This window comes from Nitrincola alkalisediminis (assembly GCF_009821115.1).
Taxonomy (GTDB): domain Bacteria; phylum Pseudomonadota; class Gammaproteobacteria; order Pseudomonadales; family Balneatricaceae; genus Nitrincola; species Nitrincola alkalisediminis.
In genome coordinates this window covers 340714-360268 of record NZ_VYTY01000001.1, presented here as the reverse complement: position 1 = coordinate 360268, position 19555 = coordinate 340714, and the positions used below count along the sequence as shown (strand labels likewise).

At 47.5% G+C, this 19555-nt stretch carries 21 protein-coding genes, 1 tRNA gene, 1 pseudogene and 1 CRISPR repeat array; of the genes and pseudogenes, 7 read left to right on the top strand and 16 right to left on the bottom strand.

The features are described from left to right. Positions 1-43: 43 nt before the first annotated feature. From F5971_RS01675 to F5971_RS01665, 3 genes are read right to left on the bottom strand one after another with little or no spacing between them, the layout of a single operon-like run. Complete coding sequence (locus tag F5971_RS01675; RefSeq protein ID WP_193493664.1) at positions 44-1078, bottom strand: heme-dependent oxidative N-demethylase family protein; 1035 nt, start codon at positions 1076-1078, stop codon at positions 44-46. Between the two features lie 9 nt (positions 1079-1087). Next, positions 1088-2035: a PDR/VanB family oxidoreductase gene (locus F5971_RS01670; protein WP_202806784.1), complete on the bottom strand. Its 948-nt coding sequence runs from the start codon at positions 2033-2035 to the stop codon at positions 1088-1090. Continuing rightward, the gene (locus F5971_RS01665) at positions 2032-2556 is read right to left on the bottom strand and encodes a dimethylamine monooxygenase subunit DmmA family protein (protein WP_036506775.1); all 525 of its coding nucleotides are present in this window, start codon (positions 2554-2556) and stop codon (positions 2032-2034) included. Before F5971_RS01665 ends, F5971_RS01670 begins: the two co-directional genes overlap by 4 nt. A gap of 336 nt (positions 2557-2892) precedes the next feature. Here F5971_RS01665 and F5971_RS01660 point away from each other — a divergent pair, with 336 nt between their 5' ends. Beyond that, positions 2893-3522: a YbhB/YbcL family Raf kinase inhibitor-like protein gene (locus tag F5971_RS01660; RefSeq protein ID WP_036506773.1), complete on the top strand. Its 630-nt coding sequence runs from the start codon at positions 2893-2895 to the stop codon at positions 3520-3522. A gap of 56 nt (positions 3523-3578) precedes the next feature. Here the strand turns inward: F5971_RS01660 and cobB are convergent, their stop codons facing one another. From cobB to F5971_RS01645, 3 genes are read right to left on the bottom strand one after another with little or no spacing between them, the layout of a single operon-like run. Beyond that, the gene (gene cobB, locus F5971_RS01655) at positions 3579-4286 is read right to left on the bottom strand and encodes a Sir2 family NAD+-dependent deacetylase (RefSeq protein ID WP_193493662.1); all 708 of its coding nucleotides are present in this window, start codon (positions 4284-4286) and stop codon (positions 3579-3581) included. Next, positions 4286-4561, bottom strand: coding sequence for an acylphosphatase (locus F5971_RS01650; protein WP_193493660.1), 276 nt, complete (start codon positions 4559-4561; stop codon positions 4286-4288). The genes cobB and F5971_RS01650 overlap by 1 nt, the downstream gene beginning before the upstream one ends. Before the next feature lie 10 nt (positions 4562-4571). Further along, positions 4572-5144 carry a helix-turn-helix domain-containing protein gene (locus F5971_RS01645; protein ID WP_036506767.1) on the bottom strand — a complete coding sequence of 191 codons (573 nt, stop codon included), beginning with the start codon at positions 5142-5144 and terminating at the stop codon, positions 4572-4574. Positions 5145-5274: 130 nt separating this feature from the next. Between F5971_RS01645 and F5971_RS01640 the strand changes: the two genes are divergently transcribed. From F5971_RS01640 to F5971_RS01625, 4 genes are all read left to right on the top strand, one after another. Then, positions 5275-6456: a benzoate/H(+) symporter BenE family transporter gene (locus tag F5971_RS01640; RefSeq protein ID WP_246187742.1), complete on the top strand. Its 1182-nt coding sequence runs from the start codon at positions 5275-5277 to the stop codon at positions 6454-6456. Positions 6457-6584: 128 nt separating this feature from the next. Beyond that, positions 6585-6661, top strand: a tRNA-Pro gene (locus F5971_RS01635). Between the two features lie 369 nt (positions 6662-7030). Then, positions 7031-7372 (top strand): DUF4258 domain-containing protein, encoded by a 342-nt coding sequence (locus F5971_RS01630; RefSeq protein ID WP_193493657.1) that lies wholly within the window; start codon positions 7031-7033, stop codon positions 7370-7372. A gap of 2 nt (positions 7373-7374) precedes the next feature. Further along, positions 7375-7821, top strand: coding sequence for a helix-turn-helix domain-containing protein (locus F5971_RS01625; protein ID WP_036506761.1), 447 nt, complete (start codon positions 7375-7377; stop codon positions 7819-7821). Between the two features lie 123 nt (positions 7822-7944). On the opposite strand, the gene F5971_RS01620 is transcribed toward F5971_RS01625, so the two are convergent. Then, positions 7945-8100 carry a zinc ribbon domain-containing protein gene (locus tag F5971_RS01620; RefSeq protein ID WP_246187741.1) on the bottom strand — a complete coding sequence of 52 codons (156 nt, stop codon included), beginning with the start codon at positions 8098-8100 and terminating at the stop codon, positions 7945-7947. On the opposite strand from F5971_RS01620, the gene tnpA reads away from it, so the two are divergent. Next, complete coding sequence (tnpA, locus tag F5971_RS01615) at positions 8065-8481, top strand: IS200/IS605 family transposase (protein ID WP_193493655.1); 417 nt, start codon at positions 8065-8067, stop codon at positions 8479-8481. The genes F5971_RS01620 and tnpA overlap by 36 nt on opposite strands. Before the next feature lie 296 nt (positions 8482-8777). Beyond that, positions 8778-8906: pseudogene (locus tag F5971_RS18760) on the top strand (hypothetical protein); the annotation flags it as partial. A 53-nt stretch (positions 8907-8959) separates the two neighbouring features. Further along, a CRISPR array of direct repeats spans positions 8960-11244; the repeat unit is 32 nt; unit sequence GTTTCAATCCACGCGCCTGCGTGAGGCGCGAC. Positions 11245-11419: 175 nt separating this feature from the next. On the opposite strand, the gene cas2 reads toward F5971_RS18760, so the two are convergent. The 9 genes from cas2 to cas3 are packed head-to-tail and all read right to left on the bottom strand — an operon-like array spanning position 11420 to position 19510. Beyond that, positions 11420-11713: a CRISPR-associated endonuclease Cas2 gene (cas2, locus tag F5971_RS01605; protein WP_193493653.1), complete on the bottom strand. Its 294-nt coding sequence runs from the start codon at positions 11711-11713 to the stop codon at positions 11420-11422. 20 nt (positions 11714-11733) lie between these two features. Beyond that, positions 11734-12750 carry a type I-C CRISPR-associated endonuclease Cas1c gene (cas1c, locus tag F5971_RS01600; protein ID WP_112157075.1) on the bottom strand — a complete coding sequence of 339 codons (1017 nt, stop codon included), beginning with the start codon at positions 12748-12750 and terminating at the stop codon, positions 11734-11736. After that, positions 12731-13372: a CRISPR-associated protein Cas4 gene (cas4, locus tag F5971_RS01595; protein ID WP_193493650.1), complete on the bottom strand. Its 642-nt coding sequence runs from the start codon at positions 13370-13372 to the stop codon at positions 12731-12733. Before cas4 ends, cas1c begins: the two co-directional genes overlap by 20 nt. Before the next feature lie 14 nt (positions 13373-13386). Then, positions 13387-13611, bottom strand: a complete 225-nt coding sequence (locus tag F5971_RS01590; RefSeq protein WP_193493647.1) for a type II toxin-antitoxin system MqsA family antitoxin — start codon at positions 13609-13611, stop codon at positions 13387-13389. After that, positions 13608-13898 (bottom strand): DUF4258 domain-containing protein, encoded by a 291-nt coding sequence (locus F5971_RS18755; protein ID WP_425489316.1) that lies wholly within the window; start codon positions 13896-13898, stop codon positions 13608-13610. The genes F5971_RS01590 and F5971_RS18755 overlap by 4 nt, the downstream gene beginning before the upstream one ends. A 17-nt stretch (positions 13899-13915) precedes the next feature. Further along, positions 13916-14788 carry a type I-C CRISPR-associated protein Cas7/Csd2 gene (gene cas7c / locus F5971_RS01580; protein WP_193493642.1) on the bottom strand — a complete coding sequence of 291 codons (873 nt, stop codon included), beginning with the start codon at positions 14786-14788 and terminating at the stop codon, positions 13916-13918. Then, positions 14785-16572, bottom strand: coding sequence for a type I-C CRISPR-associated protein Cas8c/Csd1 (gene cas8c, locus F5971_RS01575; RefSeq protein WP_193493640.1), 1788 nt, complete (start codon positions 16570-16572; stop codon positions 14785-14787). Before cas8c ends, cas7c begins: the two co-directional genes overlap by 4 nt. After that, on the bottom strand, positions 16569-17231 hold the full coding sequence (cas5c, locus tag F5971_RS01570) for a type I-C CRISPR-associated protein Cas5c (protein WP_193493638.1): 663 nt from the start codon (positions 17229-17231) through the stop codon (positions 16569-16571). The genes cas8c and cas5c overlap by 4 nt, the downstream gene beginning before the upstream one ends. A gap of 8 nt (positions 17232-17239) precedes the next feature. Continuing rightward, on the bottom strand, positions 17240-19510 hold the full coding sequence (gene cas3, locus F5971_RS01565; RefSeq protein ID WP_193493636.1) for a CRISPR-associated helicase Cas3': 2271 nt from the start codon (positions 19508-19510) through the stop codon (positions 17240-17242). Positions 19511-19555 lie beyond the last annotated feature (45 nt).

The window sequence follows — 19555 nt, the reverse complement described above, 5'->3', positions numbered from 1 at the left end:
GTCTGTTTCAAAAACTCGTAATGCCCTACTTCAGCCATACGGCTTATTCGGCACAACAAGGACGTTCAGCCGGATCGTAGGATTTTAGCCAATCAACCACCATAGCCCGGTACTGACTGAGTCCCTTGTAATCCGCCAACTCGTCAGGAAGCTCTCTTAACACGCGATGCAAACGGCACGCCCACTCCGGCTGTGTTGCCAATTCATCTAAACGAATTAAATAGGTGCGGATACTGAACATCAGGGCATGACTGCGTGGTAAGCGCGCTAAAAACTGTAACTCAACACGTAAGTGAACCATCTGAGCCACATTGTCAGGGGTCACCAAGCTACGCTCATGCCCCCATTCGTGATAGGTTTCGGAGGAGGTATCAAGGCGTGGATTGACCGTCATTGTCCAGTTCAAGCGGCGAACAGGTCGATCCACCTGGATATTCATCAGGTATTTAAGTGCGCGATCAAACACGCCCATTTTATGAGCCATGGGGACAGGGGCATGCCACTGAGTAAAGTTCATGCCCGCATCAAACTTAATCGACCAATCGGCAGGACCTGTGACCATGCCTGCATCCATCCATAGGTTATTGTCGCGCTGGTCAAGAATCGCGAAGTCACCTTGCACCTGACGCGTAATGTACTCCAAGGGTTCGCAAGGCAAGGTTTCAGAATCACCATAGGTGAATGCCTGCCGCAGATTCAGCGCATGATTCACCCAAACCCATTGATCACCCGATTGATACAACTCAAACCATTCTGGATAATCACGGGCTAAATGCGTCATCAACAAGGCTAAGCTGTCCCAAGCAGCACACTCCATATGAGGCATGACTAGACAACGATCAGGATCCTTTTCTAAGACCTTCGCTCGCTCCGCCACCTCAGACAGATAATGTTCATCAATATCAAACCAATGTTCAAAGACACTTCCAGCCTCCCCTTTTAAGGCCGGTTCGATATTGACTGAATACATATACTGATCTTCAGGAAACGGGAAAGGGAAACGCTTAATTGCCTTCGATGTGTTCCGAAAGGTGAAATCGTCGCGGTAGGATTCGATGGGATTAAAAACGACAGACATAAAATTCTCCTAAAGGTCTAACACAAGTCGACTGCCACACCTGCCGCGTGACACACAGGGCATCAATTGCTGCGACTGATCGGCTTGAGATAAAAACGCATCACGATGCTCCACCTCCCCTTCCAGATAGGTCGTTACACACTGACCGCAGACACCCCCGCGACATAGATTTGGAATCTCAACGCCAGACGCTTCTAATGCCTCTAACAAACTTTCGTCTGCACTCACCTCCAAGGTTTTATTCAAGCGTGCCAACTCAACCTGAAACGCTTGACCCGGTTCAGCGCCTGCAAAGGCCTCCCAATGAATTCGTGACGGTGACCAAGCGTTTTTGGTCGCGGCCTCTTGCACCGCAAGGCGTAAACGCTCAGGCCCACAAACGTAGACGTGCGTCCCAACGGGTTGGTTAGACAACAGTTGATCTAAATCCAGGCGTTGCTCAAGATTGGAATCATAGGTGTGTAGTTTGGCTGAGAAGGCTTGACGAAGGTCCGTGACATAAGCATCCGTTACACCACCGCGATAGGCATAGTGCAACTCATACGACTTGGATTGACGTTGAAATTCTGCAAGATACGAGAGAAAGGGCGTGATGCCTATGCCACCTGCAATCATCAGGTGATGCCGAGCAAATGAGTTCGGTGCAAACAGATTCGCAGGGGGCGTGATGTGCAAATGATCCCCTTCCGAGAGCCTTTCATGCATAAAACGAGACCCACCCTTGGAATGCTCTTGCAAACGAACGGCAATGCGATAACTGGACGTATCCGCAGGATCACTCAAGAGTGAGTAGGCCTTTTTCAAGACTCGCACAGACGTTGGAAGATGAAGTTGGATATGACTTCCTGATGAAAAACCAGGCAAGCTCCCTGTCATCGGCGATAAGGTGAATTCACGGATAACATCGGTGATCTGTTTGACTTTTGTGACTTCGACTTCAATCATTGAACGCATCATTTAACCTCGCCTCCGTATGGCTGATTCGCATCGAGACACACCCCCATATAGGCACCCAGACGCTGAGAAAAATGATCTCTCACAAAGAGTTGTACCTGACAGGACTGACACTCCGCCTCGGTTTGAGTACTGATTGCTTGAATATGACCGCAGTGCACACAGTACAGATTTCGGACATCCTCGGTTTTTAGCAAGGTCATCTCATCGTTTAACCACCCCGCTTGACTTGCGACAGACCAGCACGCCCAGATAAAACGCTCATCCCCACATATGGCTAAGTGGGACCCCACAGAGGTGCTGTGTAAGGCATCACTTACCACAGGGTCTATCACACCCGCCTCCCATTGGATGTTTGTCAACACTTTGGACACGGGTAAGGCGTTAACCATCGATAAGAGTTCTATCGCTTTGGGGTGCTCTGCATCTTGGATCATCGAAATTAAAACGCGCGAGCTCAGCTTTGGTATGCTTTGCGCATAGCTTGGCTGACTCGGTAGACGGTTCTGACACTCTGTCTCCATGGGTATACTTCCTCCACTTGCTTTCACCAAGGTTAAACAAAAGCACTTCTGCAAAATTACCATGAAGAACTTTTTATTCTTAAAATGAAAGCACAGAGTATGCCAATCTAAGCAGGCCATTGATTTATATATCAACAACAGTAATCTTAAATTCCTATGAGGAATAATTTTAACCCTTTTTGCCCAATTGCAGGGCACAAAAGGTAAAATAGAGCGTAATAAATGCTCATAAATGCCACACATTTGAGGTAGGCTTTACCTCTTTCAAGTCTGGATTTAATGAACCTGCGTAGAAAAAATTGATCCTAATCGATACCAAGACATCAGGAGTTTGTCATGAAGTTAACGAGTTTAAGCCTTCAAGAAGGTCATGCTATTCCCGAGAAATTTGCGTTTGCTAAAATTGCATCAGATAGCCCAATCACCCTATCCGATAACGAAAATCCACATTTAGCATGGAGCGATGTGCCTGAAGGTACGCTCTCGTTTGCGATTATCTGTCATGATATTGATGTGCCTAGCCAAGGAGATCAGGTCAATAAAGAAGGTCAAACAGTGCCTAAGGATTTGCCCCGCGTCGATTTCTACCATTGGTTACTTTGGAATATTCCAGCTTCCACCTCAGAAATACAGGAAGGTACACATTGCCAAGGGGTTACGCCTCGTGGAAAACCCGGTCCAAACGCCCTTGAAGGCATGCATCATGGTTTGAATGACTATACCGCCTGGTTTGCAGGTGATGAACAAATGGAAGGTCAGTATTTTGGGTACGATGGCCCTTGCCCGCCGTGGAATGATGAGCGCCTGCATCATTATGTGTTTACCGTCTATGCCTTGAATACGGCGTCGATTGATCTGAAAGGGGCAGCAAAAGGTGCTGATCTCCTAGCCGCGATTCAGCCCCATATCATTGACTCCGCATCGATCACCTGCACATACAGCTTAAACCCGTCGGTTTTAGCATAATTTCCAAGCGGCAGGATGAGTTGTCATGATCAACAGCTCATCTTGCGCTGACTCCTTTATATGCGAATGGAGTTAAGATACTCGACAACCACTTTTGAAGCGGGACCATACATTCCCTCATCAAAGGTATGGCTTGTTTGCTCCATATTTAGCTCAACCGTATGAGCACCGGCAGTCTTCGCTACCGACATAAAGCCAGCGGCGGGATACACCTTGCCAGAGGTGCCAATAGAGATAAATACATCGGATTCACTTACGCATTCAAAGCACTCGTCCAAGCCATACGGCACCTCACCAAACCAAACGATATTAGGCCGCATGGCACTGGGAGGCTGGCAGCATGAGCAGCGATCCTGGCTCGTTAAGTCCTCAGTCCATGCCTGAGCTTTGCCCGAGGTTAAACACAACGCACTTTGCAATTCGCCATGCATCGTCAGTATATTTAAACTCCCGGCTCGCTGATGCAGGTTATCGACATTTTGCGTAATTAACGTAAAACGTCCTCCCATACTGACATGGCGTTGCTCAAACTCCGCCAATGCCAAGTGTGCTGCATTCGGCTTAATCTCGGCCTGCTTCAATTGGGCCCGACGCTGGTTATAAAACTGATACACCAACTCAGGATCGCGAGCAAAACCTTCTGGCGTTGCCACATCTTCAATACGATGCTCTTCCCAGAGCCCATTCGAATCGCGGAAGGTTTTAATGCCAGACTCTGCGGAAATACCCGCTCCCGTCAAAACAACAATATTCCTATACTGCATTAACGTATCTCGAAGCATGTAAAGGACTCATCCATCGCCTGTTGCCGTGCTTGAATGTCTGCAACATTTGCCAACTCTGGACCTTTACTCAACCAGGTTTCGACATGACGCACATTTTGCTCATCCCCACAGAGCAAGGCTTCGACGGAACCATCCGGCAAGTTTTTTACCCAGCCCGTCACATTATTAAGCTGGGCGTGTTCCTGCGTGAAACGCCGAAACCAGACACCTTGCACTCGGCCACTGATGATGAGATGTAAACAGAGTTTGCTCATAATCGCCCCTCTAAGACCTACAACTTGATTTTGCATAATGAATAATGTCATGAAACACGACAGGCGTCTCGCCTGAGTTGCGATACACATGAAACTGATCGCCTGCAAACTTCACTCTATCCCCTTGCTTCAGCCGAATCCAAGCGCCATCGATAAAGAGCTCCAATTCACCTTCCAAGATCATCAAATGTTCTAGAACACCCTCTTCATGGGGGTCAGATTGGGTTTGACTGCCTGGCTCCAATCGTAAATACATAACCTCGAAGCCAACCAATGGATCATAAGGAAACAAGGTGACGACGTCTATTCCCCTATCGTCAGAGATCACGCGATTTGATGCCTTAGGATTTGGCTCAGTAGAGGCAACTGATAAGTCCGTTACCAAGGCTGTAAAAGACAGATGAAACCCAGTTGCGATCTTCCAGAGTGTCGATAGGGTTGGGCTGGACTCTCCTCGTTCTATTTGACCCAACATGGCCTTACTAACTGTAGTGTGTTTAGCGGCCTCATCCAAGCTCCATTGCCGTTCTTGGCGCAGTTGTCGCAAGCGCTGGCCTAACTGCAATACTGGAGGCTCTGACATAAAAAATTCCTCATCCCGATTGTGCGCTATAGCGCACAGTGTTATGCTCACCGAATGAGCGTTATAGCGCACAATATAACAGATTCGTTTGGCATAGCGACCTTCAGCCCTTCAAAAAACAGGTGCCCTCGTGAAACTTCCCTATTTTCTAACTTCACAGTTGTTTAAAGATTTTTCATTATCCACCCTGACGTCCGGTTTTGTCGCCATTTTGGTGGGCTATACCAGCTCAGCGGTTATCATTTTTCAGGCCGCCTCTTCGGCTGGCGCCAGTACAGCCGAGATGACCTCATGGTTTTTTGCACTCGGCATCGGCATGGGCATTTCGACCCTAGGGCTGACGCTCTATTACAGAACACCAATCTTAACGGCTTGGTCGACCCCAGGCGCTGCACTTTTGGTGACGAGTTTAAATGGTGTCAGCCTACCTGAGGCCATTGCCGCGTTTATGTTTAGCGCCATTTTAATCACGCTGGCGGGCATCACGGGTTGGTTTGCCAAAATCATGCAGTACCTCCCCATTCCACTGGCAAATGCGATGCTTGCGGGTGTTCTGTTTCAGTTTGGTTTATCGATTTTCGAATCTGCACAATCTGAACTTGCCCTAGTAATGTTGATGCTCGCCATCTATCTTGTCGGTAAGCGTTACGCACCCCGCTATGCCATTTTGTTGGTGTTGGCAGGCGGTGTGATCATGGCCTGGGCGCAAGGCCTGATGACGATCAATCAGCTGGAATGGCAGATCGCACAACCTGTGTTCACAATGCCCAGTTTTTCGCTATCGGCGCTCATCAGCGTGGGCATTCCCTTGTTTATCGTCACGATGGCCTCGCAAAACATGCCAGGAATTGCGACCATCCGAGCGGCGGGCTATGAGCCACCCATATCGCCCTTGATTACTTGGACAGGTCTAACGACTTTAGTCCTCGCCCCTTTTGGTGCCTATGCACTGAACCTTGCCGCCATCACCGCCGCGATTTGCATGAGTGAAGATGCGCATCCTGATAAAAAACGACGCTATACAGCGGCTGTAGCGGCAGGATTCTTTTATCTTCTAACGGGTCTTTTAGCCGGATCGGTGGCGCTGTTATTGGCTTCCTTCCCTAAAGAGTTGGTACTGGCACTGGCAGGATTGGCTCTGCTTTCAACTATTGGCAATAGCTTATCGACGGCTCTGCAGGAGCAATCTCACCGTGAAGCCGCTTTAATCACTTTTTTAGTGACGGCATCAGGTATGACGCTCTTCTCTGTCGGCAGTGCGTTTTGGGGGCTGATTGCGGGGTATGTGGCTTGGCGGGTGTTTAAGGCATAAGACGATAAGCTTAATTGGCTATGCAACTCAAAGAGTTGCAAAAAAATTCCAAAAAGAGCTTCACACTGTAATTCGGTTCATGTAGTATTTGCGTCCTCTTGAAGGCAACGCCTGATGGAGAAATGAGTCGGGGCGTAGCGCAGCCTGGTAGCGCACTTGCATGGGGTGCAAGGGGTCGCAGGTTCAAATCCTGCCGTCCCGACCAATATTAAGCAGTAAAAATAAATCGTTAATTCTTTTCATAATCATCTAGTGACAATTTCGTGACGTTTTTTATTTCGCCTTATCTTTTTAGTGCATGTAACATTCACAGGCCGCAAAGATAAAAATGAGTGAAATAAAGCGGGGTTAATATTTGCCTACTCATATTAAACAAAGCTTGGCAATCCTCTAAAACTCTCCTTGAAAGCCCCATCCTATTTTCGCCTATCCTTTAGTATAATCCAGCGTAAACCCTCGTTAGAGTTGTGAGCAGTCACATTATGCAGGATGTAACCAGCTAACCAACAATACCTATTGCATATAAGCACACTTAACCTATAATAAGTATAGATTACTGCCAAAGAGGAAGGCGATGCAGGAAACAGCTAAACTGATAGAACTCCCGTTCATCAGTAGGGATAGTGTGCGTGACGAAATACGCCGCATTGCCGGATCAGAAACTGAAAGTTTGTCCCTTTTGGATCATGCATTAGAAAGAATGATACAAAGAGATATCTCTATGAGGCAAATTATTAATGTGCTGAAGAATGGTGAGCAAATTGGCGATATGCGCTGGTGCTCGGATAAAGAACGCGGTTGGCGTTATAAATTAAAAAGGGTGACCGCTGGAATAAATGTAACAGTGGTTGCAAAGCTTGTAAATCGAGAAAATACTACATGCCTTGTAGTGACAGTATGGGGTCAGGAGGAATAGTGATGTATCACTATAAAGCGTGCGGACTGAATAATATCCATCTTGCTAATGGCTACACAGTTACCGACACTGCGCATGGCACAGGTGTTGCTATTCATGATATTGATGGGCTGCATCGCGTGATTGCAAAAAGCCTAGTCTCTAAAGAAGGTTTACTTACAGGCCGCGAGTTTAGATTTCTCAGAGTTGAACTGGATCTTTCTCAGAAAGCTCTTGGTGGTTTGATGGACAAAACTGACCAAGCCATTGCAAAATGGGAGAAAGGTGAACAGAAGATTCATGTTCTTGCAGATAAAGCTTTGCGAGATCTTTATATGGAGTCCATTAACGAAGAGCCTATCGCGGGCTTACTTAGTAAGCTTGCCAACTTGGATCGACAAATTCATGAGTTGGAAATTGATTTGGAGGAAACTGATCAAGGATGGCAACCTACCCAAAAATGCGCGTAATCAAATCAAGCCCCTTTATGGGGCTTTTTTGCATCAGGCATAGCCAAATAGCTAGATCACTCTATTTGCACAAGCTACACACTCAACCAAATTAAGTGCTGACAAATTGACATCCTTCCCGCGCTAAAGCACGGGGATTCCCTCTACAGGGCGCCCATGCCCGAGCGCGAGAATATTCCTGGCCGCGTTAACGTCGCGGTCTTGAGTGACACCACACTCAGTGCAAGTCCATATAATTGGTCTATGAAAGAAAACAACCCTTACAGAACAGGCAGGCACTGCGTTTTTGATCTACATGCACATTTGGTATTTATCACAAAGTACCGTGGTGCGGTGTTCACTGATGAACATCTCAGGTCGCTGGAAAGTATCTTTCGCAGTGTGTGTGCGAACTTTGAAACAGAGTTAGTGGAGTTTAATGGCGAGAAGGACCATGTTCATCTTCTCGTAAACTTTCCGCCGAAAGTATCCATATCAAAACTGGTGAATAGCCTGAAAGGGGTGTCGAGTCGGAGGCTCAAGCAACTGCACCCTGAGTTAATTAAACCAGCGTATATGAAAAACGCACTCTGGAGTCCAAGCTACTACGCTGGTAGCGTTGGTGGTGCGCCCATCTCAGTCATTCGACAATATATTGAGCAGCAAACCCGACCACATTAAGGGAGGCTGCCGCCTCCCAGCGCTATCCTTCCCCACACTAAAAGTACGGGGCTTGTTGTGCTTTTTGGTCAGGGCGCGTGGTCAGGTAATACAGCCTTTACGCCCAAGCGAGTGAACAAAGGGCAGGTTTTGCTTAATCGTGAAGCGTACATGGAAAGTCAGCGGGAAGGGATTTTGCTATACAGACGAGAGGAATAGTGAGGGTGGATCGCCCCGCCGTTCCACCCCGCGCAGGCTCTTTGGGCGCACCTCGGAGTGCTATAGACCTGCAGCAATTAGAAGTATAGGAGCTAATCATGACCGGATCAAATAGCAGTATCCGCGTCGACTGCGACGACATAGAAGTTCAAGCGGCATTGGAAAGGCTTTTCAAGGCGGTTAAAAACACTCGACCTATGATGTCAGAGATTGCCGAGTACTTGCATGAGCGGACTCGAGAACACTTTGACAACGAAACTGATCCTGATGGTAATGCCTGGTTTCAATCCATGCGCCTGCGTGAGGCGCGACAGCCAAGGCTTCCCCGCCGTACGTACGACCGGAGTTTCAATCCACGCGCCTGCGTGAGGCGCGACCCGTTCACCACGCCCTCGGATTCCTCGCGAGACAGTTTCAATCCACGCGCCTGCGTGAGGCGCGACCGGTCGCGGGTATCGCCACGGGAGCGGCGGCTGGTTTCAATCCACGCGCCTGCGTGAGGCGCGACCGGCTTATTACGGCAATAAGCAGCAAGGCAAAAATGTTTCAATCCACGCGCCTGCGTGAGGCGCGACTGTTGAGCCACTGCCCTTCGTTCAATCTGCACAGTTTCAATCCACGCGCCTGCGTGAGGCGCGACTCTGTATAATTTACATTCAACAAGAGGTTTTTATGTTTCAATCCACGCGCCTGCGTGAGGCGCGACTTCACAATATGTAACGTGTGGATACGCAACATCTGTTTCAATCCACGCGCCTGCGTGAGGCGCGACGAGCTTAGTCGCGCAATGGCTGAGCAACTCATTGGCAGTTTCAATCCACGCGCCTGCGTGAGGCGCGACCGTTCCAAGGGTTTCTCAGATTGCGCATGTCTGGTTTCAATCCACGCGCCTGCGTGAGGCGCGACGCCGTTTGCTCAACCGAAACACCAGCCGCCGATGTTTCAATCCACGCGCCTGCGTGAGGCGCGACGGGCAGCCGAGCGATTATTCAACGGCGACGCCCAGTTTCAATCCACGCGCCTGCGTGAGGCGCGACTCGGTAGTGTTTACGTGATAGCCTTCCAGAGGTATGTTTCAATCCACGCGCCTGCGTGAGGCGCGACGCGCTCAGGATCGTGAAAAATACAGGATTAATTGTTTCAATCCACGCGCCTGCGTGAGGCGCGACACGACCTAGCCGTTGATAAATTTAGCTTAGAAATGTTTCAATCCACGCGCCTGCGTGAGGCGCGACACGACCTAGCCGTTGATAAATTTAGCTTAGAAATGTTTCAATCCACGCGCCTGCGTGAGGCGCGACGGCTATTTAAGTTATTTCTCGGACCCTGTTAACGGTTTCAATCCACGCGCCTGCGTGAGGCGCGACCCGCCGCCACCCTTACGCTTGCAACGTAAGCAAGTTTCAATCCACGCGCCTGCGTGAGGCGCGACTTTCAGAAAATGACGCGATCACAAACAATCCAATGTTTCAATCCACGCGCCTGCGTGAGGCGCGACTCACAGCAATCTTTCTGAAGATGATTCTACCGATGTTTCAATCCACGCGCCTGCGTGAGGCGCGACGGCGCAGTGCGTCAGGTAGGGTTTGCGGGATCTGGTTTCAATCCACGCGCCTGCGTGAGGCGCGACAGTAAGTGATGCCCGTGACTATTGTCAATCACATCGTTTCAATCCACGCGCCTGCGTGAGGCGCGACCTGCTCTGAGTTTACAGGGCTGAACAGGCCACACAGTTTCAATCCACGCGCCTGCGTGAGGCGCGACACTGGCGTTAAATCCAGACAAAGATCATGCGCGAGTTTCAATCCACGCGCCTGCGTGAGGCGCGACGAGAATCAAAGGCACGAAAAGATGAAACTCATTGTTTCAATCCACGCGCCTGCGTGAGGCGCGACGCATGATTGCGGCAGGTGCAAAGCGAGTTGAACTGTTTCAATCCACGCGCCTGCGTGAGGCGCGACGGGGCATCGCTGTACTTTGTCACCTCATCAGTAGGTTTCAATCCACGCGCCTGCGTGAGGCGCGACTTGCGCTGCCTTACCCAGTCATCCCAAATCTGCTGTGTTTCAATCCACGCGCCTGCGTGAGGCGCGACCGGATCGCTAGTTAGATGCACAGGAGCTGTACCGTTTCAATCCACGCGCCTGCGTGAGGCGCGACGGGCAACTCCTGATCGACCGCCCAAGTCATGGCTTGTTTCAATCCACGCGCCTGCGTGAGGCGCGACTCCGTTGGCAGCATCATAAATTTGCTGAGAACCACGGTTTCAATCCACGCGCCTGCGTGAGGCGCGACTGAGTATTTAGTAACTTCTAATTCAGTAAATCAAGATGTTTCAATCCACGCGCCTGCGTGAGGCGCGACGGCCTGAAAGGTTTTCTCAGCCAATCGCGCCTTGTTGTTTCAATCCACGCGCCTGCGTGAGGCGCGACTGCATCACGTCCGATCCGTGTACTGTTAGCTGATGTTTCAATCCACGCGCCTGCGTGAGGCGCGACACGGTGTTTCACGGCAAGCACCGCGCAATGAAAGAGTTTCAATCCACGCGCCTGCGTGAGGCGCGACTGCCTTCTCTCAAAGACACGTAAATCATATCCTATAGCGGATATTTACGCTAACACCAGTGAAGCTCTAATTAAGTTGATTAACAAAACACAGAAGGTCTAAAAAACACATAAATATCATATAATTAACTAAACGCTAACCTAGCGGCTAATTTATGAGAACTAGAGGTTAGCGCTTAAATAATTAAGGGGGACTTAAACAAATCAAGAGCAGCCTTCGCACCATGATGTTCGATTTTTCTACGCCAGTTTTTACCAAGCATATAAAAACGCAAACTATCCACTGCTTCATCGTAAGTATCCAGTAGTCGAGCTTTTAGTCTCACCCACTGATCAGGCTCTAAATCACACTCAAAAACAGAGTATTGGACTCGCGTACCGAAGTCTTCGCATATTTTGGCAATCCTTCTAAGCCTTGCTGGTCCATTTGGATCATCAAAGGATACATCATACGTAACCAACACCAACATTTTGAACTCCTTTAAATGTTTTATCGAGCCAGAAATGGCGGGTAATACTCTAAGTCACCACGCAAGTGTCTCGCAAGTAACAACGCTTGCGCGTGTGGCAGCAAGCCCAAGGGTATTTCCTCTTTTAGATATGGATGTATGATGGTTTTCTGCTTTCTTGCTTGGAACTCCTGAAGGACTACTTTTCGTGCGGTGTCCTTAAGCTTGACAGCACCGCTGGCCTCATAAATAAAATCGGCAGCTTTGATCTGTTGGCGATTGATTAAAGTCAAAACCAAACGATCAACAATGTAAGCTCGAAACTCTTCTAAGATATCTTGGGCCAAGCTATCTCTACCAGGTCGATCCCGATGAAGAAAACCAACTTGGGGATCAAGCCCTACCCCTTGTAAAGCCGCACTAATATCATTTCCCACAATAGCGTAGAAAAATGAGAGTAATGCATTAACGGGATCGGTTGGCGGCCTTCTTGTCCGCTGTATAAAGTTAAAGTCTCCTGATTTTTCAGTGATTAGATGGTTAAATACAGAAAAATAACGTGCAGCTGCATCCCCTTCTAAACCACGGATAATATCTAAATCCTTTGCAATTTTTAATCTTTCAACAGTACTTTTGAGCAAGGCAATAGTTTGGTTAACATCATCTTGCTTGCCATAATTTCTCTGATGACGTTGTAGTATTTGTCTTTGCGACTGAATTTTAGCTGCAACCAAAGTCCGTGCAATCTCAGTAGCTCTCGTATCAGCATATTTGTACTGTGAACGACGTAACAGCACATTACCAGTTTGCCGTCCCTGAACCCGAGCAAGAAAACGACCGTACTCAGTGAAAAAAGCTAAATTGACTCCACGCTCACCGCAAAAACCCATCACTTGAGGAGAAACCATCACATTACCGAAACAAAAGATTCCACTGATAGAATGAATAGGAAGCTGCAGTACCTTCTCTTTAGCAATATCAACCACCAGAGTTTCTCGCTCTTTATGAAGGTACGCGCCCTGTGTATTAATATAGAGGCTATTCTGGAGCCTTTTCATCCGGTAACTCCTCTGCGAATAGTTGCTCTATATACCGTCTGCTCGAGTCTTTTTGCAGGACTTTAGGATTACATAAATCAAATAGACTGCAGGCATCACACTTTTTTTCGTACTTTGCTGGTGGTGTTTGACCACTAGCAAATAATTGCGCAACAGCAGTAATAACTTCCATTGTTCGCTGCCGCAACTTATCGCTAATATGTACGGGATGACGATGCCTAGTTTGGTGATACCAAAGAGCTCCTTCCTTAACAACTTGCCCTGTCATTTCCTCTAAACAAAGCGCCTGGGCACAAAGTTGAATCTCATCCAAGTCAGTTGGCTTGGGTCTTCCGCGTTTATATTCAACAGGGGTGAGCTGCCCAGTTGAAGTATCTTTTTCTAGCAAATCCATCTTACCAATCAGACCCAAAGAGTGAGCAGCCACCTGCACGCCCCTCTCAAATCTCACACCTTTACGGGTTTCAGGTTCACCACTATCTACTCGGCTATGGAGTTGTTGTCCCTGAGCTGTGAGGAAGTTTTCAGCCCAGACCTGCTCATTATGAATCAAAGCACACTGGCGAGGGCAAAAAGCAAAGTGCTGTAAAGCTGATAGAGGTATGAGCTTGGTATCCTGCATGATTCTTTCATCCATCAGGCAGCAAACTGAATCACTTCAACTTCCTGATTATGCTTTAGTGCTTCTTCAGCCATAGCCATAACTTTTCTGGAGATGACATCACTAAGATAGTATTCACCGCAATTTTCACAAATGTCAGCGGGAACATTTTTAATCACCAGAGTGACTTCGCCCCGAGTGAGGGTAACGGTTGTCATTCCTGGTTGGGTTTCACCCTGTTTGCAAATGACACATTTCATTTTTGTCTCCTAGTTCTGAAATCTTCATGCCAGATTTCCGATGAAGGATAATAGGCAGTGATGACATAACATGAATTGTTTTCCGCATTTTTGGAAACAACCACATGAATGGTTTTATTGTTAACCCAACCAAGACGAAGTTGGCTGGGGTAAGGACTGTCATCAGGGTAGTCCTTGACGATCTCACCTGTTTGGATCACCGTAGATACTTCTTGTTCTGATAGACCACGATCAAACATTCGTCGGAGAGCATGACCCGTGTAAATTATAGATGAGCAAGCAAACATCCCTGTTTCACCTCATATTAGTCCAGTAGTTTAATCAACTCTACGCCTTGCGGTAGCTTATCCTGATCAACAATGACTTGATAATCTTTAAAACTTCTTGCTGGCCCCTCTGAGATCTTCTTAACTTCCACCAACTCAAAAAGCTTACGCGCAGGTGCGTTGCCCAATGGAGATTCATGCTTGAATACATATAGCGCACATGGGGACATTTCACCTCGACTGGCGGAACGGTCATGATCCAGCATATTGATCAATGCATCCCAGAATAGCTGAAGATCATCCTCGCTGAATCCCGTCTGCTTAGCTAGATTTGCTGATACATATCCATGGCAACGGTATAGGCCGTAGGGAACAGTAAATTTTCGGCCCATGGTTCGGTTGTCACCACTTTGCTGCTCAGCTTCTTTCTCCGTGGTGACAGCCATACGGGTAATGCTATGCTCAGCGCTCACAATTGGATCAATGCTGCGTGCAAAATTTATCTGGATAGGTCCACGTACCTGCCCGGTATTGATTTCGGTGGACATCACTGCACCAAAGGTGCGGATATCAAAAAAGTTCCGGCACATCCACTGAGTGACTTTTTTGGCATCTTCTTCTTTTTTGGGAAGCTTTTTTGACTCATGCTTTAACTCTAGAGCTTCATAAGCCCGCAAATTGTTCCTGTTCAGGACTGCCTTTTCTTTAATATATATTTCATAGGGAGGGGTTTCCTCTTTAACCAACCCTACATAATTACGTACCTTGCGTTTGAGACAAACGTCAGTTACTAACCCCTGACCAGTTTCGGCATCCACACGGGGTAAATTGCCCGCATCAGGATCACCATTGGGGTTGCCGTCTTTAACATCAAACAAAAAAATGAATTCATAACGATTATTCAGGCTCATGCATCAGCTCCTTCAGGTTGTTCCTTGGATAAGTCTATTTCTTTTTTAGTAAAAAGTGCCTGGCGTTGATGGTAATAGCCGATGGCAAACAGCCCCTGATTCTCAAGGTTCAGGTGAGCAGGAAAGTCATTAATATCGGCCATGATTTCGGCAATACGTTTTTCGGCATTCACCCGCTGACCCTGGTGTGGCAGTTTTTTGAGGTGATGGGAATGGAGGCGCATCAATGTGCCAAAAACGGATTTTGGAGTACAACTGGCACTGCTGTAATATCGATCACGGATGGTGGCATTAAGACCTGGATTAGCATCTGTTTGCAGTTTTTCCAGAACTGCAAACAAACAGCCCAGCCGATAGCCAATCCGCTTTTCTTCGGGGTTGTAAGCCATGGTAATTTCCTTGTTGCTGTATTGCTGATAGCGGTACAAACGGTTGAGGTAGCCTTTGATCAAACTGGCACGATAGAAGGTGATTTTGCCCTGCTCTGCCTTGATGCGTTTAATCACAGCTTGCATAAGACTAGCTGGAAGCGGTAACCCCATCAGAATACTGCGGATAGTTTCCCCGACCAGATGGGGTGGAAGATTTTCATCTTTGTGAAGAAGCGCTGTAGAACGTAGCAAAGGTTTCAAAGGTGGATAGTGAAAATCCCAAGCAGTAATTTCAATATCATTGAACCACTGCACTAAGCGCTCACTGAACTCTGCGACCGTGCCTACCTGCCAAAAACGTACTGCAATACGTGCCGCATTAGGTGAAAGACCCAACAGATAGAACCTTTCTTTGCCTTGGGTTTCATGAAAGGCGCCAGTATGCAAACTCTCAAAGAGCTGACGAACGGCACGTGAACCTTGCTCTGGGTCATCTTTCGATGTGTCATTGAAAAAGAATGGCAGGCTCTCTTCCAACAAATTTTCACCTGTTGACCACCAGATTACCGAGGTTTCATTCATCTGCATTCGTAAGGGGCTATGGGTACGCAGCAACTGATTTAGTGCTGTGGTGTATTTGAAAGCAACGTCTTCACCCACCGGAGCATTATTTCCTTTGTCCTTGCCCCATGAGTTAAAAGAGTCAATGTTGAAGGAGACAATATTTGCACCTGCCATTTGTGCACCCCAGACACCCTTAATGGAAGGGTGCAAACGGGCAATTTTGGTTGGCTCGCCGGTAACCAGACAAACTCCCGACTGATTTTCACTATCTAAGGGTTGTTCACTGATCCAATGCTGCACAAACTCAGACTGGCAGACTAAATCGTTTTCACTACTAAGCTGGAAGGTCATATTACAACCTGATATTTTCAAACATTCTTGAAACTCGGGTGCTTGTCTGACTTTTTCTTTTTCGGCTTCATTGTGCAAAAACGCGCGAACCGCCTGGACCCCTATATCATCTGAAATTTCATGACTAAGTCGATCTACCAGCTCAGTAAAGGCCTGATGTTGATTGATAGCCATCGTTATATCTTTTTCACTAGGCTGACTGCCGGGTTTACTCACCTTGGGCTGATTGAGCAGATAACCGTAATGATCCCATAGGCAGTATGCAGTTTCGTAGGACTTTGCTCCACTTCGTCCAGCACCTTTGGGAACGATAAATCTTCGGGCCTCTGGCTTGCCTTTATCCTGTATTTCGCGCGTATCCCGAAGCTGTACGAATCGACCCTCAGGCGATAGCACTATCACAAATGGGATGTCCTTCTCTTCAAAACCCAAAGGCGGCAATGGGTCACCAGCAGCTTCTTTGCGATCATAGTATTCACATAAGGCTTGTAAGATCATCCACGCACCTCCTGGCTGTCTCTGGACGGAACCATGACGCAACCATTTTTCATCTGGGCTCGAAAAAACAGAGGGCTAGGTGAGGCAGAGTCTGTGTAATCCAAATCATAGAGCATGAAACCCAGATCACGTGTTTCTTCAATGGGTTCAACAGCATCAGACTTATCACTTACCAATTCAAAATCACAGCTAAACTCACGACAACCTAAGTAGGGTTGATTAAAGCACTGCCCCTTTTCAGCTCTGCGACGAAACATGTCTGCAAATTTAGCAGCTGAGTCTTGCGGTCCTGCTTGGTCAGTCATACTAAACTGGGCATAAATACGATAACGAACATCTTTGAGTAACAAGCTGGCTCTTTGCTGTCGCTGTTCATCAACATAAATACCTAAATCACCCACACCTTCTTTCATGGCAGTCTGAGCCGTTCTTGCAGAAACAATCGACTCCACCTCATTGCGTCTAAGGTTCATCCACTTGATAGGGTTGAGCACATCAATCTGAGTCACCTGCCACTGAATAGCTGGTTTCCAAAGGATCGCTTCAAAAATAGATCTAGCAGCGGAAGGCGTGATGACATCGTAACTGACTCGCTCCACCTTCATTTCAGGTCGAGTGAAGCAGGCAAATTCTCCGCTAACTTCAAGGCAAAAACCCATAAATCCTCCTAAATAACACTGGACTCAGCAGAGAGCAGACTGTCAGGTGCCTGCACGCCCCAAATAGAATGATAGTGACTGGTTTCAACAACAAATTGTCCAGCCTGCTGATAGACTGCACCTACACTCAATAACGCTTTAGCCAAATTTTCCGGTAAAGTGACACTGTAGCGTTGCAATTTTCTATAAACCCACTTTTGAGAGGCATCCTTTTCCAATACCCCCAGCCAAGCATAAACAGGGCTTTCTTCATGCTCTTTAGAGCAAAAGGGCACTACCACAGCGATTCCTTGGTCATCAATCAGACGGAACTTTTCTGCTGCCTCTCTGAACTGAATTTCTAATGGAGCATCAGGTGAGCTTTTTGCTTTTAATAAATCACAAATATTGTGCTTATCACGACTTCCCTGCCCGTTGAGTTTAGTAAAGAACACCTTGATTGCTTCTGGACTTAAAGGATCTTTTAGCTGACCACTTTTCAATAATACCAATGTCGTCTGAGCCGCCTGACGCAAAAAACCCGGTGGAGGCAGGGTTTCAGGCTGGAAGACAACGACTCGACCAAGTTCAGTCATTTTGCCTTCACGGTTACAGCGTCCGGCTGCCTGTGCAATAGAGTCAAGACCCGCCATAGCCCGAAATACAACAGGGAAATCCACATCCACACCAGCCTCAATTAATTGGGTGCTGACGACTCTTAAAGGCGTTGAGTCACCCTCACGTCTTGCAGCCAATTGCTGTCGAATTTTATTAAGCACGCTTGATCGATGTTCAGCGCACATATTGGCCGACAGGTGAAAAGCATGACCATCATTCGGCAACAGTTCATAGACAGTTCTAGCATCCTGACGCTTATTCACGATGATCAGACAACAAGGCTCAGCTGCTATTTCTAAAGCCAACGCTTCCCAAGTTGATGGCTGATCAGGGTTATCAGGCAACTCAACCGTGACTCGCTTGAGCGTTTGTGCGAGCCCTTTTGGATCAGGCATTATTTCCTGAACATTTTTCAGACCGGCATGCAATATTCGTTTGAAAGCATCTTTCTGCTCGCCTAGCTCAGGTTGAGTGGCTGTGCAGAGCACCCAAGTAACACCAAAATAATCGCTCATCTGCTGCATAGCCTGAGTAATGGGAGCATGAAAATCCCGAGGAACCTGCTGAGCTTCATCTAGAATGATGATGCTGTTCACCAGATTATGCAGCTTTCGACAACGACTGGTACGACTGGCGAACAGAGACTCAAATAACTGCACATTAGTCGTCACTATTAGAGGCGCATCCCAGTTTTCAGTGGCGAGACGTGAAGCCGCACTTTCAGCACTGAGATCAAGATCCAAACTGCTGTGATGCTCCAGAACAACATCATCACCCAAAAAAGCCCTGAAAACATCCGCATTTTGTTCGATGATGCTGGTAAAAGGGATCGCGTAAATAATTCTGGATTTATTGTGGTGCTTGGCATGCTCTAGAGCAAAGCCTAGACTCGCTAGGGTTTTGCCGCCCCCGGTTGGCACTGTCAAGCTAAAAATCCCGGACGGCTCATTTGCCATCTGCTGACAGGCCTGAAAAATCGCTTTGCGGGTTGTATTTAATTCAGTGACATCAGCATTATTTTGAAGCTGCTGCATTTTTTCAAAAAATACCTGATGTAAATCGTTCAGATATGGATAGCAGCCACGATTAACCACCTTTTCAGGCGACATATAACTTTCAGTATCCAGAAAGTCAGCATCAACTAGACAGGAAAAAAGAACACGCATCCATAAAGCAATCGAATCTGAATTACGTGCAACCAAGGGTATTGAAGGTTGATCTACAGCCAAAAGTCGCTCAGGTATGGGAGCACCAAATGATTCAATATACTCCTGTTCCGCTTCAGCGAGACGAAATTGCAATGATCCACGAGCACCAAACCAATCAGGAAGACCAGCGTGGTGACCACTGATGAGGTAGGCCAACACATAACCGGGCACAGAAGGCCATTGATTAATCGCATGCACCGCTCCAGCTGTTGAGTGAGTCACTCTGCCCGGAGCCTGCTCAATGTGCGCATTTTCCTTATCAAAACCCGAGCGATCACGAATATAGGCTTGAAAACTACTTCCATATTTCCCTAAATCGTGCCACTGCCCAGAAGCTCTCCCCCACTCAGCCGACTCAAAAGGCTGGCTAAATGATGATGCCAGTGCTGCCACTTTAGTTAAATGATCTTCAAGTAAATGAGGTTCATCCCAGTCACCATTAGGCAATATTCTGGCATGCGCTATATACGTCATTAGTCACTTCCTCTTCGCAAATGAGCGAATCCTTTTAAATAAAAC

Coding starts and splice junctions, on each gene's coding strand:
- F5971_RS01650 (WP_193493660.1), bottom strand. CDS start 4,561: ATGAGCAAACTCTGTTTACATCTCATCATCAGTGGCCGAGTGCAAGGT.
- tnpA (WP_193493655.1), top strand. CDS start 8,065: ATGAAAGAAAACAACCCTTACAGAACAGGCAGGCACTGCGTTTTTGAT.
- F5971_RS01645 (WP_036506767.1), bottom strand. CDS start 5,144: ATGTCAGAGCCTCCAGTATTGCAGTTAGGCCAGCGCTTGCGACAACTG.
- cas4 (WP_193493650.1), bottom strand. CDS start 13,372: ATGCAGGATACCAAGCTCATACCTCTATCAGCTTTACAGCACTTTGCT.
- cobB (WP_193493662.1), bottom strand. CDS start 4,286: ATGCAGTATAGGAATATTGTTGTTTTGACGGGAGCGGGTATTTCCGCA.
- cas3 (WP_193493636.1), bottom strand. CDS start 19,510: ATGACGTATATAGCGCATGCCAGAATATTGCCTAATGGTGACTGGGAT.
- F5971_RS01670 (WP_202806784.1), bottom strand. CDS start 2,035: ATGATGCGTTCAATGATTGAAGTCGAAGTCACAAAAGTCAAACAGATC.
- cas2 (WP_193493653.1), bottom strand. CDS start 11,713: ATGTTGGTGTTGGTTACGTATGATGTATCCTTTGATGATCCAAATGGA.
- cas7c (WP_193493642.1), bottom strand. CDS start 14,788: ATGAGCCTGAATAATCGTTATGAATTCATTTTTTTGTTTGATGTTAAA.
- cas5c (WP_193493638.1), bottom strand. CDS start 17,231: ATGGGTTTTTGCCTTGAAGTTAGCGGAGAATTTGCCTGCTTCACTCGA.
- F5971_RS01665 (WP_036506775.1), bottom strand. CDS start 2,556: ATGGAGACAGAGTGTCAGAACCGTCTACCGAGTCAGCCAAGCTATGCG.
- F5971_RS18755 (WP_425489316.1), bottom strand. CDS start 13,898: ATGTTTGCTTGCTCATCTATAATTTACACGGGTCATGCTCTCCGACGA.
- F5971_RS01630 (WP_193493657.1), top strand. CDS start 7,031: ATGCAGGAAACAGCTAAACTGATAGAACTCCCGTTCATCAGTAGGGAT.
- F5971_RS01590 (WP_193493647.1), bottom strand. CDS start 13,611: ATGAAATGTGTCATTTGCAAACAGGGTGAAACCCAACCAGGAATGACA.
- F5971_RS01660 (WP_036506773.1), top strand. CDS start 2,893: ATGAAGTTAACGAGTTTAAGCCTTCAAGAAGGTCATGCTATTCCCGAG.
- F5971_RS01675 (WP_193493664.1), bottom strand. CDS start 1,078: ATGTCTGTCGTTTTTAATCCCATCGAATCCTACCGCGACGATTTCACC.
- F5971_RS01625 (WP_036506761.1), top strand. CDS start 7,375: ATGTATCACTATAAAGCGTGCGGACTGAATAATATCCATCTTGCTAAT.
- cas1c (WP_112157075.1), bottom strand. CDS start 12,750: ATGAAAAGGCTCCAGAATAGCCTCTATATTAATACACAGGGCGCGTAC.
- cas8c (WP_193493640.1), bottom strand. CDS start 16,572: ATGATCTTACAAGCCTTATGTGAATACTATGATCGCAAAGAAGCTGCT.